Source organism: Metabacillus idriensis, from assembly GCF_050483325.1.
Classification (GTDB): Bacteria; Bacillota; Bacilli; order Bacillales; family Bacillaceae; genus Bacillus_P; species Bacillus_P idriensis_A.
This window is the reverse complement of the sequence record NZ_JBCMYF010000006.1, coordinates 59507-73003: the sequence shown is the minus strand read 5'-3', so window position 1 is coordinate 73003 and position 13497 is coordinate 59507. Positions and strand designations below refer to the sequence as shown.

Annotated in this window: 16 protein-coding genes and 3 pseudogenes; 4 read left to right on the top strand and 15 right to left on the bottom strand. The window is 42.0% G+C overall.

The window, feature by feature from the left end; translation table 11 throughout:
- Positions 1-28 precede the first annotated feature (28 nt).
- Both ABEQ24_RS03560 and ABEQ24_RS03555 read right to left on the bottom strand, forming a co-directional pair.
- Positions 29-1003: a TIGR03943 family putative permease subunit gene (locus ABEQ24_RS03560; RefSeq protein ID WP_430005487.1), complete on the bottom strand. Its 975-nt coding sequence runs from the start codon at positions 1001-1003 to the stop codon at positions 29-31.
- A gap of 19 nt (positions 1004-1022) precedes the next feature.
- Entirely contained in the window at positions 1023-2030 is a 1008-nt protein-coding gene (locus ABEQ24_RS03555; RefSeq protein WP_430005486.1) for a permease, read from the bottom strand.
- 419 nt (positions 2031-2449) lie between these two features.
- On the opposite strand from ABEQ24_RS03555, the gene folE2 reads away from it, so the two are divergent.
- Positions 2450-3352: a GTP cyclohydrolase FolE2 gene (gene folE2, locus ABEQ24_RS03550; RefSeq protein ID WP_430005485.1), complete on the top strand. Its 903-nt coding sequence runs from the start codon at positions 2450-2452 to the stop codon at positions 3350-3352.
- A gap of 437 nt (positions 3353-3789) precedes the next feature.
- On the opposite strand, the gene rpsN (ABEQ24_RS03545) is transcribed toward folE2, so the two are convergent.
- The gene (rpsN, locus tag ABEQ24_RS03545) at positions 3790-4026 is read right to left on the bottom strand and encodes a 30S ribosomal protein S14 (protein WP_430005644.1); all 237 of its coding nucleotides are present in this window, start codon (positions 4024-4026) and stop codon (positions 3790-3792) included.
- Between the two features lie 228 nt (positions 4027-4254).
- Between rpsN (ABEQ24_RS03545) and ABEQ24_RS03540 the strand changes: the two genes are divergently transcribed.
- Both ABEQ24_RS03540 and ABEQ24_RS03535 read left to right on the top strand, forming a co-directional pair.
- Positions 4255-4422: a Fur-regulated basic protein FbpA gene (locus tag ABEQ24_RS03540; RefSeq protein WP_430005484.1), complete on the top strand. Its 168-nt coding sequence runs from the start codon at positions 4255-4257 to the stop codon at positions 4420-4422.
- A complete protein-coding gene (locus tag ABEQ24_RS03535; RefSeq protein ID WP_083328337.1) occupies positions 4422-4547 on the top strand; it encodes an FbpB family small basic protein in 126 nt (41 codons plus the stop codon). The genes ABEQ24_RS03540 and ABEQ24_RS03535 overlap by 1 nt, the downstream gene beginning before the upstream one ends.
- Before the next feature lie 60 nt (positions 4548-4607).
- Here ABEQ24_RS03535 and purU read toward each other — a convergent pair whose 3' ends face one another.
- The 6 genes and pseudogenes from purU to ABEQ24_RS03505 form a co-directional block, all read right to left on the bottom strand.
- Complete coding sequence (purU, locus tag ABEQ24_RS03530; protein ID WP_430005483.1) at positions 4608-5459, bottom strand: formyltetrahydrofolate deformylase; 852 nt, start codon at positions 5457-5459, stop codon at positions 4608-4610.
- Between the two features lie 113 nt (positions 5460-5572).
- On the bottom strand, positions 5573-6199 hold the full coding sequence (locus ABEQ24_RS03525) for an MATE family efflux transporter (RefSeq protein ID WP_430005482.1): 627 nt from the start codon (positions 6197-6199) through the stop codon (positions 5573-5575).
- Positions 6200-6273: 74 nt separating this feature from the next.
- Positions 6274-6549, bottom strand: coding sequence for an MATE family efflux transporter (locus ABEQ24_RS03520; protein ID WP_430005481.1), 276 nt, complete (start codon positions 6547-6549; stop codon positions 6274-6276).
- Positions 6488-6829 (bottom strand): annotated as a pseudogene (locus tag ABEQ24_RS03515) (ATP-binding cassette domain-containing protein); the annotation flags it as partial. The pseudogene ABEQ24_RS03515 and the gene ABEQ24_RS03520, both read right to left, overlap by 62 nt.
- Before the next feature lie 114 nt (positions 6830-6943).
- Positions 6944-7921: a TIGR03943 family putative permease subunit gene (locus tag ABEQ24_RS03510; protein ID WP_430005480.1), complete on the bottom strand. Its 978-nt coding sequence runs from the start codon at positions 7919-7921 to the stop codon at positions 6944-6946.
- 12 nt (positions 7922-7933) lie between these two features.
- Positions 7934-8941: a permease gene (locus tag ABEQ24_RS03505; protein ID WP_430005479.1), complete on the bottom strand. Its 1008-nt coding sequence runs from the start codon at positions 8939-8941 to the stop codon at positions 7934-7936.
- A 155-nt stretch (positions 8942-9096) separates the two neighbouring features.
- Between ABEQ24_RS03505 and ABEQ24_RS03500 the strand changes: the two genes are divergently transcribed.
- Entirely contained in the window at positions 9097-9885 is a 789-nt protein-coding gene (locus ABEQ24_RS03500) for an FAD/NAD(P)-binding protein (RefSeq protein ID WP_430005478.1), read from the top strand.
- Between the two features lie 7 nt (positions 9886-9892).
- Here ABEQ24_RS03500 and ABEQ24_RS03495 read toward each other — a convergent pair.
- The 6 genes and pseudogenes from ABEQ24_RS03495 to cntE form a co-directional block, all read right to left on the bottom strand.
- Positions 9893-10110: pseudogene (locus ABEQ24_RS03495) on the bottom strand (PadR family transcriptional regulator); the annotation flags it as partial.
- Positions 10105-10771, bottom strand: a pseudogene (locus tag ABEQ24_RS03490) (DUF817 domain-containing protein); the annotation flags it as partial. The pseudogenes ABEQ24_RS03490 and ABEQ24_RS03495, both read right to left, overlap by 6 nt.
- A 111-nt stretch (positions 10772-10882) precedes the next feature.
- Positions 10883-11152, bottom strand: coding sequence for a 30S ribosomal protein S14 (gene rpsN / locus ABEQ24_RS03485; protein ID WP_430005477.1), 270 nt, complete (start codon positions 11150-11152; stop codon positions 10883-10885).
- Between the two features lie 62 nt (positions 11153-11214).
- Positions 11215-11562 (bottom strand): hypothetical protein, encoded by a 348-nt coding sequence (locus tag ABEQ24_RS03480; protein ID WP_430005476.1) that lies wholly within the window; start codon positions 11560-11562, stop codon positions 11215-11217.
- 308 nt (positions 11563-11870) lie between these two features.
- Entirely contained in the window at positions 11871-12206 is a 336-nt protein-coding gene (locus ABEQ24_RS03475; protein ID WP_430005475.1) for a hypothetical protein, read from the bottom strand.
- A gap of 97 nt (positions 12207-12303) precedes the next feature.
- On the bottom strand, positions 12304-13497 hold the full coding sequence (cntE, locus tag ABEQ24_RS03470; RefSeq protein WP_430005474.1) for a staphylopine family metallophore export MFS transporter CntE: 1194 nt from the start codon (positions 13495-13497) through the stop codon (positions 12304-12306).

Below are 13497 nucleotides of genomic sequence, written 5' to 3'. Positions count from 1 at the left end.
GGCATCCACTCAGGGAAGCCGGTTTCTTTTAATATTCTTCATAAACATATGGTTCCTTCGGCTGTTCGATTTTTTCAATAGATTGAATATCCACACTTGGGAGAACCCAGTCCTGGTACTTAACGCTCCTTATAATCCCGGTGACTTTTACCCATTCATCCTGCTGATATTTTTCTCCATCCTCAATCGATGCAAGTGTTCCATAGACAGATGCATCGGCAACACAGCACGATAATCCGAATCTTGCTACCACGAATTGATTTTCCTTAAAATCATCTTCACGATAAACAAAACCGAGCATTTCTACTTCTTTCCCAGCAAACTTCTCAGGATTTTCATCCATTATGTTTGTCATGGCAATGTAATTCTCTTCTGTTAGAACAATTTTTTTCTTTTTCAGCATTTTTGCTTCGAGCTCCTTGTAGAATTCTTCCGGCGGAGCCTGGATTTGGAATCCATCCGGATGTTCAAGCGGAACATCTGGACTCGATTCCGGGGATTGAGATTTTTCCTGCACCCTTTCTTCAAGCTGCTGCATATATTCATCAGGGTCCTGCAGGTAAAGATCGGCTAAGTCTTCATCCATTGGTTCTTCCTCTTCCGTTTTTGCCGTTTCTTGAGAAGCGCTTAAGCCGGTTTTAAAACCGCGCTTTGCAGCAATCGAACTGTCTAAAACGACATCCGGGAAAACAAAACCGGTGACTACCGGGAAGATAAACATGGCGTAAATAATTAATGATTGAATCGGCGTGCTTTTTCCTGAATGATCAAAACCGCAATTGCAGTATAATTCTTCTTCATTTTTACTGCCGCTTCTCCAAATCTGGACTACTCCCAGCAGCAAAAAAGTCATCACTGCGAAATAGATAAACGGCAGCATGCGGGGAGCTATAAAATTTTGAATATCTCCCGTTATGATCAGTTTAAAGAGAAGCATGGTAAAACCAATTAAGATAATTCCGCGCAGGTAGAGGTGAAAACGGTAATCTCTTTGCTTTTCCATTTCTTCAGGACTCCTTCTTTTATAAAATTAACTGCTGATAAACTATAACAGAGACATAAACGGCCGCCGTCACGATTCCAATAAACGCGGCCACGAATTTCACTCTGAAAAAAGCAAACAGCATAATCGTATTCTTTAAATCTACCATCGGACCATAAACCAGGAATGCCAGCAGCGAGCCAGCAGTGAACGTTCCCCCGAATGAAGCGGCAACAAACGCATCGGCTTCTGAACAAAGCGAGAGAATATAGGCGAATGCCATCATAATTGCCGGTGACAAAAAGTCACTGGAACCCAGTTCAGCTAATAGAGCTCTGTCTAAGAAGGTTTGAAAAACACTGGCGATAAATGCACCCAAAATCAAATATTTCCCCATTTCGAAAAATTCATCACTGGCATGGAAGAGTGTTTCCTTAAATTTATTCACACCTTTGACAGGCTCTGCCCCTGTGCTTCTTCCAACTAATTCTTCTCTTGTCCACTTCAGCTGATCGCGGTTTTTAAATAACAAATACACCGCGAATCCAACTAATATAGAAACGATGAACGCAAGTCCCATCCTTCCATATACAATTTCTTTTGAGGACTGAAATGCATAGTATGTAGACGCAAAGACGACTGGATTTACTATTGGAGCGGCAACTAAAAAGACAATTCCTACATGCAGAGGCATGCCCTTTTTGATTAATCGTCTGACAATCGGGACAATCGCACACTCGCAAACTGGAAAAATAATGCCGAGCAGAGCCGCCGGAAATAGAGCAATAATTGCGTTCTTTGGCAAAAACCGCTGAATCATTTCCTCAGATACAAACGATTGAATGAGTGCCGAAACAAAAACGCCAAGCAAAATAAACGGGATTGCCTCAAGCACGATACTTAAGAAAATAGTATTTAAGTTAAGAAATGCTTTTGGGGCATCAATTTGAAAATCCCCGAAGTCTATGAAAACAAAAAGATAAATAAACAATCCTATTAAGGCAAGAGCTAACGACTCTTTCACAATAGAAGAGGCTGGTTTTTTCATCTTAAAACTCCAATCCTATTTTTTCTTCTAGCAATATATCATACTGATGGCTGTCATAAATTATGCAATGCGGCGTCAAATTCTTTAATTTTGTTGCTATTAGACTAAATGTTGGTAACCTTTAGTGGATTGCAGCGGAAGGAACTTGACTCCTGCGGGAGATAGAGCAAAATGGGAGACCCCGCAGGCAAAGCCTAGGAGGCTCCCATGCTCCCCGCGGAAAGCAAGTTCCTAAAGCGGAAAGGAACGAACAACATTTTTAATAAAAAACAACATTCTATGAGAAAACAGCCTTTCGAATTTAAAAATTCGCCCAAAAAACCTGAGTTTATCTTCCTTTGTAAAGCATTTTTAATTGCCGTTATCTATCTTTGTACAGTATACTCTCTATTATTGAGGCACTTGAGAGGAGATCATCCATGATTAGAGAGATTACATTACCGCCGAAAAAAGAGAGACACAGACTCTTCGGCTCTGTTGAACCTGGTTTAAAAACAAAACCAACCGAAAAAGACAAAATGCCTGATCTGCAAAATTCTAAAAAAGATTTTCTTTTTCATATAAATGCAGTTGGAATCAGCAACGTTAAATACCCTGTTCAGATCCTGTCTTCATTAAGTCCAATGGAGCAGACCACTGTTGCTTCTTTTAAAATGACCTCATCCATTTCTTATGAAGCGAAAGGCACAAACATGAGCCGCTTTACAGAACAGCTTGAGAAATACCGCTTAAATGGAGGATTCACACTTTCATTAAACGAGCTTTATGATTTCACTAAAGAACTTGCAGAGCGCCTTAAACAAAAGGATGCCGAAATTGAAGTCACTTTCCCATGGTTTTATGAGCGAAAAGGACCGAGTTCTGAGCTTGCAGGCTTAAATCATGCAACGGCAGGCTTAAAAATTAAATATGAAGAAAATAAAGGGTTCACTTCCAGTGCTAAGCTTACTTGTGCTGTCACAACCCTTTGTCCGTGCTCAAAAGAAATCAGTGAATACAGCGCGCATAATCAGCGCGGATTTATCACTATGGATGTTGAATTTACAGATGACTACCGTGAGGAGCAGGACTGGAAAGAAGCACTGCTTGCTGCTGCAGAAACAAATGCAAGTGCGATGATCCACCCCGTCCTAAAACGTCCTGATGAAAAAATGGTAACCGAAACAGCCTATGAAAATCCTCGTTTTGTCGAAGATATGGTGCGGCTGGTCGCAGCAGATCTTTACGAGCTGGATTTTGTGGCAGCTTTTCATGTCGAATGCCGAAATGAAGAATCCATTCATCTTCATGATGCTGTTGCAGAGCTTTCTTACCGAAAATGAGAAAAGCGCAACCGCCCTTTTAGCAAAGGCATGACAGATAAGGATCCGGCTGAAAAGGCGCTTTTTGCCTTTACAGACGGAGCCGTTCTGGCCGAGGAGCCTGAGCGGTGGAGCTAGACAGCACGAAAAGCGGAAACGCCCGTTTAGCTCCGACAGACAGATAAGGATCCGGCTGAAAAGGCGCTTTTTGCCTTTACAGACGGAGCCGTTCTGGCCGAGGAGCCTGAGCGGTGAAGCTAGACAGCACGAAAAGCGGAAACGCCCGTTTAGCTCCGACAGACAGATAAGGATCCGGCTGAAAAGGCGCTTTTTGCCTTTACAGACGGAGCCGTTCTGGCCGAGGAGCCTGAGCGGTGGAGCTAGACACCATAGAAAAACATATAAATTCTGATACTTTAAAAAAGCGGGGGACGCCAATATCCCCCGCTTTTTTATCTCTACCAGCTTGCTTTTTTCACTCCCGGCAGCTGTCCTTTGTGGGCATATTCTCGAAATGCAATTCTTGAAAGGTTAAACTTGCGCATGTACCCCCTTGGTCTGCCGGTGATTGCACAGCGATTCTTCAAACGTGCCGGCGAGGAATCACGCGGCAGGTTTCTTAAAGCCTCTAAATCTCCTTCCGCTTTTAGATGAAGTCTTAGTTCTCTATATTTTTCAACCATTTTCTGACGGATTAATTCTTTCGATGCACCAAATCGTAATTATTATTATTTGTATAATAAACCATCTTTCCTCAAAAAACAAATTTTCTAGTTTTGTTTTCTTCATTTGGTGATATATATAATGGGATACATTTTTGCCCTTTGAAAATTCAGAAAATATTTGCAAGAATGATTCATTGCATGTATACTTTAATTGAGAATGATTATCGTAATCATTTATAACGAGGTGAGTTTTTCACAATGAAACCAACAATTCATGGAGCTGCTGACTCAAGAAAAAATGAATTAATTGAACGGTTGCTTGATATGGGGATATATAGAACCGCAGAAGGTCAGCTTTACGAGCTTTGCGAAACCAAGCTTGAGAAGGAATTCAGCGAAAGAATGCAGGGGAAGGAGATAACCTGATGAGAATTAAAAAGAAATCATTTAAAGAACTGGTCGAAGAAAATAAACAAACCATCTTGAATGATAAAATTCTGCTTGATAAAGTGTATGAGAAAATTGATTCAAAGCAGAGTGTAAAGAAATAGTCTATTCGACGTCACATGAAAAAAGCCGCAAATAGCGGCTTTTTTGCATGATTTAATTTCTTATGGAAACACAACCGTCTTGTTTTCATAAACAAGGACTTTATCATCTAAGTGCCAGCCTACTGCTCTTGACAGAACAAGCTTCTCGACATCTCTTCCAATTCTTTTTAAATCCTTAATTTGATAGCGGTGATTCACCCGCTCAACATCCTGTTCGATAATCGGGCCTTGATCAAGCTCTTCTGTCACATAGTGGGCTGTAGCACCAATGATTTTCACACCGCGGTCATATGCCTGATTGTACGGTTTACCCCCGACGAATGCGGGAAGAAACGAATGATGAATATTGATGATTTGGTTTTTATATTGCTCAATCATAACTGGCGGAATGATTTGCATATAACGCGCAAGCACAACAGTACCAACATTGGCTTCTTCAAGCAATGATAGATGGCGTTCTGCTGCTTCCTCCCTTGTATCCTTTGTTGCCGGAACATGATGATACGGAATGCCGTATGGTTTCACAATTTCTCTCATGTCATCATGATTGCTGACGACCATTGAGATGTCCGCAGACAGCTCTCCAAGCCGGAAACGCTGAAGAAGATCCTGCAGACAATGATCTTCTTTAGAAACAAAAATGGCTATCTTCTTTTTCTCGCTGGCACAGGACATGCGCCATTTCATTTGAAAGGGTGCTGCTGTTTGTTCAAATCTGGTTCTGAGTTCATTTATATGATCTTCTATGCCATGAAGCTGAAATTCAATCCTCATAAAAAAAAGCCCGCCGACCGGATCGGTGGAGTGCTGATCCGAGTGAATTATATTAGCCCCCTCATCTGCCAGAAACCTTGAAACCGCGGCGACAATTCCCGGACGGTCCTCACATGAAATCAATAGTCTTCCTATCATCCTGATTCCTCCTAAGTCCGTATGTATTTCCTGTACGGACAACTGTATAAGCAATGAGAACAGTATATCGAATTGATTTTTGTTAAGCAACCGTATTTTTACCGACGCAGCTCTTAACGGCTAAACAAATTTTTTCTTAACCGCGGTACATACATCATTAAAAAGACAGATCTGCAGAAGCTGAATGCAAGAAATGCTGCCCATAAGCCATGATTGTCGTATACGGGCAAAAACGCCCAGAGAAATAGAAGGTAGACAATTAGAGAAAAGATCATTGAATTTCTTACATGAACGACAGATGTTGCACCCGTGAACACGCCATAGATAATCAATCCGGCACAGGCAGACAGAGGATACAGCAGCAGCCAGTCTCCATAATGAGAAGCTAGCTCTGCAACGGCTGGAATTTGCGTAAAAAGCTCGATTGCGCTGTCCTTCACAAAACAGTACACCAATGTAATCAGCAAAGCGGCATATACAGACCATTGATAGGACAGGGAAAGAATTTTATCAAACCCGTTTCGATCTTTTGCCCCTATCGCACTTCCGGTTAAAATACTGGAGGCATTGGCAAATCCGTCAAAGAAGTAAGCCATGATGTAATGAATTTGAATTAAGATGGCATTTGCTGCAAGTGCGTCTGTTCCAAAGGAAGCTCCGTACTTTGTAAATATATTGAACATGATCAGTAAACAGACGGTGCGAAGGAATAAATCCCTGTTCACTGTCATCATTTTCATTAAGGAAGTAATATCTGCCGTTTTCTTTAGATTCGGAAGCCTCAGCAGGTTGCGCTGACTTTTAAGGATATACGTTAAACCAGCGCAGCCGCGGCTGCTTCAGCAATCAGTGTTGCTGCAGCTACACCTGCCACATTCCAGGAAAATCCAAAAACAAAAAGCAGGTCAAGAAGAATATTCAGCACATTCATTCCGACTTGCAGATAAAACGCGAACTTAATTTTTGACAGTCCCATAAGCCAGCCAAGGATCACATAATTCATTAAAGCAAATGGCGCTCCCCATATTCTAATCGTAATATAGGTTTTTGCGTGTTCCTGAACTTGCTCCGACGGATCGATGATTGCCATGGAAAGATGTTAGGAGTGCTTCCTCTTTCGCATTTTCTTTTCCTATTTTTCTGTGAGATACTATCGCTTCAACGGGCTGCTTTCCTATTTTAATGAATGGAGTAAAGCTTCCCTGATAATTTTGAAAAATATAGGCAATCTCTTTGCCCCGTATTTTTCTTTTATCTTTTTCATGCATGGCTGTCATTTCGTTTCCTGAAAAAAGAATACTGCCTTCTGAAATCCCGATATTAGGAGGAAGAAGTCCAAGTACAGCCGCTGCTGTCATACTCTTCCCGCTTCCGCTCTCCCCTGCTGCTTTTGGCTATGTACTTACCGCTACCTGGTCGTACTCGGGACTTTCACCCGTTAGAGTTCGAACACAAAAGCGCGGATACTTAATCCGCGCTTCGTTTTAATATTCTTCATAAACATAAGGTTCTTTCGGCTGCCCGATTTTCTTGATAGACTGAATCTCCACACTCGGCAGCGTCCAGTCCTTAAATTTCACACTCTTTATTTTGCCGCTTACTTTTACCCACTCATCCTGTTCGTATGTCTCCCCGTCTTCAATAGAAGCCAGAGTTCCATACACTGAAGCATCCGCTACACAGCACGATAGGCCAAATCTGGCGACAACAAACTGATCCTCTTCAAAACCCTCTTCTCTGTAAACAAATCCGTGCATTTCCACTTCTTTGCCTTCAAATTTCTGAGGGTTTTTATCTAATATATTGGTCATTGCGATATAGTTTTTCTCATTCAGAACAATTTTGTCCATTTTCAGCATGTTAGCTTCCAGCTCTTCATAATAACCATCTGGCGGAGCTTGGATCTGGAATCCGTCCGGATGTTCAAGAGGTACGTCTGGACTTGATTCAGGCGACTGCGATTTCTCCTCTACTCTTTCCTCAAGCTGCTTCATATACTCATCTGGATCCTGCAAGTACAGATCAGCGAGCTCTTCATCCATCTGAGCGTCTTCTTCTGATTCGGCCTGCTGTTCCTGAGACTGGGCCAGACCGTTTTTAAAGCCGCGCTTAGCAGCAATTGAGCTGTCAAGGACCGTGTCAGGGAAAACAAAACCTGTAATGACAGGAAAGATAAAGAACGAGTAGATAACAAGCGACTGAATCGGCGAACTTTTTCCTGAATGATCAAAACCGCAGTTACAATAGAGCTCTTCAGCATTTTTACTGCCGCTCCTCCAGATTTGAACGACACCTAGAATTAAAAACGTGATAACGGCAAAATAGATAAACGGAAGCATCCGGGGTGCAATAAAATTCCGGATGTCTCCTGTGACGATGAGTTTAAAAAGAAGCATCGTAAAGCCCATGAGGATAATGCCGCGCAAATATAAGTGAAAACGGTAATCTCTTTTATTTTCCATCGGTTTTCCTCCTTACAGGATTACCTGCTGATAAACCAGCACGGATAGATAAACAGCTGCTGTTACAATCGCAATAAAAGCAAAAACAAATTTCGCTCTAAAAAAGGCGAACAGCATGATTGTATTTTTCAAATCGATCATTGGTCCATAAACCAGGAAGGCGAGCAGAGAACCTGCCGAAAACGTCCCGCCGAATGAGGCAGCCACAAACGCATCAGCCTCTGAACAGAGCGAAAGAATGTAGGCAAATGCCATCATGATGGCCGGAGACAGGAATTCGCTCGATCCAAGATCCGTCAGCAGGGTGCGGTCAAGGAACGTCTGGAAGACACTTGCAATGAACGCTCCAAGAATGAGGTATTTCCCCATTTCAAAAAACTCATCGCTTGCATGGAAAAGTGTTTCTTTCCACTTGCTTACACCTTTTACAGGCTCTAAAGGAACCGTTCTTCCAACAAGCTCCTCTCTTGTCCATTTCAGCTGATCGCGATTTTTAAAAATCAGATACACCGCAAGACCAACCAGAACCGCAACGATGAAGGCAAGCCCCATGCGGCCGTATACGATTTCTTTAGAGGACTGAAACGCATAGAATGTAGATGCGAACACGACTGGATTTAATATCGGAGCAGAAACCAGGAACACGATTCCAACGTGAAGCGGCATGCCTTTTTTTATCAATCGTCTCACAATCGGAACAATGGCACACTCGCAGACAGGAAAAATAATGCCGAGCAGTGCTGCAGGAAACAGGGCAATAACAGCATTTTTAGGAAGGTATTTTTGAATCATCTCTTCCGATACAAATGACTGAATCAAAGCGGAAACAAATACCCCGAGCAGGATGAAGGGAATGGCTTCAAGCACAATGCTCAGGAAAATCGTATTTAAGTTTAAGAACGATTTAGGAGCTTCAACCTGGAAGTCCCCGAAATCTATAAATATAAAAAGATAAATAAACAACCCTATTAATGCAAGAGCCAGAGACTCTTTCACAATAGAAAACGCCGGTTTTTTCATCTTAAAACTCCAATCCTATTATTTCTCCTAGCATTATATCATACGGGGCCGGTTCTTAAATTATGCAATTTCATGACAAATCCCTCCTATTGTAAAATTCATAGGGATTAGGTAAACTAATTAAATCGTAACAATTACGTTTTAGGAGTGGGATTATGTACGAATGGATCATTATCGGAGGCGGAGTTCAGGGAATGACAATGGCCGCTTTTCTTCTGCAAAGCAAAAAAACGGAGGCGGAAAAATTGAGAGTGATTGATCCACATTCCGAGCCTCTTGAAAACTGGAGAAACTGTACAGAAGCAATATCTATGCCATTTTTGCGGTCTCCATCTGTTCACCATATTGAGATGAATCCCTTTGGACTTGAGCGCTTTTCAAAACAGATGGGATATCATGATTTCTATGGCAGGTTTAAAAGACCTTCACTGGAGTTATTTAAAAACCACTGTGATCACATATACCGGGAACTTAATCTTGAAAACTGCTGGATTCAGGGCCGTATGAAATCGCTGGAAAAAGCAGGTGAACATTGGAAGGTTACCATTTCAAACGGGGAAACGCTGATCTCTGAAAATATTGTCCTTGCCATTGGCATCGGGGAACAGCCTTATTGGCCAGAGTGGGCTGAAGCAGCGAAAAAAGATTTTGAACAAATCTATCATGTTTTTGACAAAGACCTGGAGCTTGATAAGCTTCCCGGTCAGGTAGCCGTCATTGGCGGCGGAATGACGGCAGCTCACCTTTCGAATAAGCTTGCAGATCTTTATCCGGGAGAAGTAACGATGCTAAAGCGCCACCCCTTCAGGGTAAAACTTTTCGACAGCGATCCCGGCTGGCTCGGACCGAAAAACCAGCGTACCTTCAGAATGGACGCTGACTACACCAGCAGACGCAATCACATAAAGAAGGCAAGGTATCGGGGCTCCATAAGACACTTATAAAAATCAACAATTGTGTCACTTTATAATATCTGCGCCTTTCTCCCGGACCCTGTTCTTCACCCCAGTAAGATGAAATCCACTTGTTTTTTTCAGCCGCTTTAAGGATAAATAGAGAGTAGCTTCCTTTAATTCAAATTGATTATTGCTTATTTCCCGCACCATTTTTGCCAGCTCATAGCCGTACATAATCCGGTTTTTAAGCAGTGACAAAAGTAACGTATCAATATGGCCCTTTAAAACCTCTTTTTTAATTTCTATTTTTAAACATCTTTTAAATATAATGTAGACAATCACAAGCAGCAGCCATGAACTGACTTTCCCCACATGGACGAGGCTCAAGGCGTCTGTTTGATTCGGATACTTCCAGGCTCCAAAATAGGTGGCAATATTCTCGGCAATCCATATGAAAAAGCCGATCAGAACAAAAGATAGAGCAAGAGGCATGCGGTACCTGGTTCCGTTCACCTCATCAGAAAACCCAGCACTGCCAGAAAATAAGGATGGCCAGTCCGAAAAGCAACCAGCGAATGTCAATCCAGAAGTGGTGTGTAAAAAAGTTTAAATAGATGGCAGCAGCAAGCGGCACGACTGCCCAGAGAGAGGGCCATTTTATCAGCTCGACCCCGAGACGCATCCAAGCCTGGCATAAGTAGCTCGCTACACTTGCGTACATAAAGCCGCTGTATAGCAGAATTCCAAAAACCTTGGAATACCCTTCCTCCGGATATGACCAGGAGCCCATATGCACCTTGAAAAGTTCAAGGGCAAGCCCGATGATATGGAACAGTGTAATGACTTTAAGTTCATCCTTCGTTTCAAGGCCTGATTTCAGCATCAGCCACTGCATGAGAAGACATATCAAAAGCAGCCAGTCATACCTTGGAAGAAGATGTTTATTTATTGAAAATAGATACTTATATACAAATGAAAAAAGCATACCACGGCAAATGGCATGCTTCAGTCACATCTTGGCAGAGTATGTTTTCCTTCTTTTTCCTTACCAGCTTGATTTTTTCACACCGGGAAGCTGGCCTTTGTGGGCAAGCTCACGGAATGCAATTCTTGACAGCTTAAATTTACGCAGATACCCTCTAGGTCTGCCTGTTACCTCGCAGCGGTTTTTTAATCGTGTTGGAGAAGAATCGCGCGGCAGTCTGCGCAATGCCTCAATATCTCCGTTTTCTTTTAATTCTGCACGCAGTTCACGGTATTTTTCAACAAGCTCCTGACGCTTTTTTTCTTTTGCTACTTTGGATTTTTTTGCCATAGTTCATTCATCCTTCCTTTCCGTAATCATTACGATTTAAAATGCAAACTGTTTCCGGTCCATTATGTTAGAAAGAGAAAATGCTTTTTGTTGCTTGCCGAACCATTTTCTATTCGTTCTGTACAGTCGATCCATTTATAAGTGCTCAGTTGTTGTTCGAGCTTTTTATTGATTTCAGCTTCTGTTTCCTTCATCAGCCGGTAAATTTCTTCAACACTTATACTGAACCTGTTTGCTGCTTCATGATAAGGCGACACTTGAACGAGCATAGTTAGAAATTGTTCTTTTGTTTCGCATTGGGACGCAAGTTCATCTTCTCTGCTCTCTATATATCGATAAACGTTTCTTTTTGTCTCAGATAGACCTGCAATAATTCCCTTTGCCAGAACATTCATCCCTTTTTCATTCAATCTCAGCACCCCGGTTTCGATGAGAGTATAAACAAATCGTAATAATTACGATTTGTTTATATATTATACACGCACAGTCTTAAAAACGAAAGGGTTTTGTATGTAAATGCTGTTTGAAATTTTTTCTGCTCACAGGAATATTAGAACCAGTCTGCTTTCATATCACCATCGATTAAAATATGCAGACCTAGATGTTGGAGCTTCCTTTTCATGGTGAAGAAATAAGAAGGCCTTCAAGCTGAGGTACTGACTTAGAGACCACAAAAAAAGAGAGGTTTTCCTCTCTTTTCAATGTGTAAATGAGATTATTAGTTTCCAATGATCTCTACAGGCCCGTGGTCATCACAGTGTCCATTGTGCACATGGTGGAGTCTTCCATTTACAAGATAGTCCATATGATCTCCATGAGGGACCATTTCATGTCCGCAGTCTTCATCATGATGGCATTCACAAGGTATAGGTTTGCATTCTTCAGGATTTGTTTCACTCACTGGTATTTTACATTCATCCCAGTGTCCCTCATGTTCGTGATGCAGATGCCCGTTGTGCACATAATCAATATGGCCGTCATGATTAATTTTTGTATGTCCGCAAGCCATACCGTGCTGATGCGGATGATCTCCTTTATGAACTGAATGCTGCATTTCTCTTATCACTCCCGATTTTCAATCTTACATTTAGTATTTCAGGAGGAATTAAAAAATATACTTAGTCAGACAATCATCATTAAAGGATAATCACCTATAAAGAAACTCCCTCAACAAACATCTTCCGTCTGTCATACGCAAATAAAATCAGACATGCACCAAGACACGCACATATTGTATACATAACTGAATATGAGAATAAATCAGCAACCGGCCCCATAATAACACCGCCCATGGAAACGCCAAGATCCGCCATGGCAATAAACAGACCAAGCAGAACATTACGGTTTACCTTTGGTAACACGAAGCTTAAATAAGTCGTCAGAGTCGGATAAACCATTGCCTGGGCGAATCCCATTAATACCGCACCGGAGTAAAATATAACAGGTCCTCCAAAAGGTGCAGCACTTACACATAAAGCGGCCGCGGCCAAAAGAAGCATCGTCCCCATTACGAATGAGGAATGCCATTTTCCATCAGAAGGGATTTTTTTCCTCAATGTAAATCGTGCTACAACAATGGTCAATGCCTGAATCATCAGGTAAATTCCTGCGCTGACGCCCTTTAGCTCCAGGGCATACAATGGTATAAACGCTGTAATGGCTCCAAAAACAATGGATGAAATCAGCATTAATATGCTGCATTTGAACAGGAAAGGATTTTTAAACAGCTGGCCAAATACCTTAAATGTATGAACTTCCTCTTTTCCAGCCGGAACATCCGTCACTTCTTCCTTTTTTCCCTCTATTCTTGCACTGTATCCAAATAAACCAGTGGAAACGGCAATCACAATCATCACAGCTGCAAAATAAGTCATCTCCCCCTGCCATATACTTAAAGCAAGCAGCGGACCAATAATTCCCGGAATGTAGGAAAATAAGGAATAGAGAGATATGCCCTGTGATCTGTCTTTCTCCGGCAGGGCATCAATAATGCCAATCTGCAGCGCCATTGAAAAGAATGCCGTCGATACTCCCTGCAGCATACGCGCAGCAAAGTATCCCCCAAGACCGATAAACGTGTACAGAATTAATGCAAAACCATTTATAATAAGGATAACTCTTAAGACTTTTATAGGCCCGTACTGCTGAATGACACGGCCGGCCCATGGCCTGAAAAACATCGTTGTAAACAAATAGGCTCCCATTATGATGCCTATAGTCGTGTTAGTGGCCCCTAATGCATTCCCCTGAAGAGGTATCAGCACATTCAATATGGAGTTGGCACTGAAATAAAGAAGCACCAGCAGGTATAATCGCAAAAAAGGCCAGGATAAAGCTCCGCTCAC

Coding starts and splice junctions, on each gene's coding strand:
- rpsN (WP_430005477.1), bottom strand. CDS start 11,152: ATGGCAAAAAAATCCAAAGTAGCAAAAGAAAAAAAGCGTCAGGAGCTT.
- ABEQ24_RS03510 (WP_430005480.1), bottom strand. CDS start 7,921: ATGGAAAATAAAAGAGATTACCGTTTTCACTTATATTTGCGCGGCATT.
- ABEQ24_RS03475 (WP_430005475.1), bottom strand. CDS start 12,206: ATGCAGCATTCAGTTCATAAAGGAGATCATCCGCATCAGCACGGTATG.
- purU (WP_430005483.1), bottom strand. CDS start 5,459: ATGATAGGAAGACTATTGATTTCATGTGAGGACCGTCCGGGAATTGTC.
- ABEQ24_RS03520 (WP_430005481.1), bottom strand. CDS start 6,549: ATGGCAATCATCGATCCGTCGGAGCAAGTTCAGGAACACGCAAAAACC.
- ABEQ24_RS03560 (WP_430005487.1), bottom strand. CDS start 1,003: ATGGAAAAGCAAAGAGATTACCGTTTTCACCTCTACCTGCGCGGAATT.
- ABEQ24_RS03555 (WP_430005486.1), bottom strand. CDS start 2,030: ATGAAAAAACCAGCCTCTTCTATTGTGAAAGAGTCGTTAGCTCTTGCC.
- folE2 (WP_430005485.1), top strand. CDS start 2,450: ATGATTAGAGAGATTACATTACCGCCGAAAAAAGAGAGACACAGACTC.
- ABEQ24_RS03505 (WP_430005479.1), bottom strand. CDS start 8,941: ATGAAAAAACCGGCGTTTTCTATTGTGAAAGAGTCTCTGGCTCTTGCA.
- ABEQ24_RS03500 (WP_430005478.1), top strand. CDS start 9,097: ATGTACGAATGGATCATTATCGGAGGCGGAGTTCAGGGAATGACAATG.
- ABEQ24_RS03525 (WP_430005482.1), bottom strand. CDS start 6,199: ATGAAAATGATGACAGTGAACAGGGATTTATTCCTTCGCACCGTCTGT.
- ABEQ24_RS03540 (WP_430005484.1), top strand. CDS start 4,255: ATGAAACCAACAATTCATGGAGCTGCTGACTCAAGAAAAAATGAATTA.
- ABEQ24_RS03535 (WP_083328337.1), top strand. CDS start 4,422: ATGAGAATTAAAAAGAAATCATTTAAAGAACTGGTCGAAGAAAATAAA.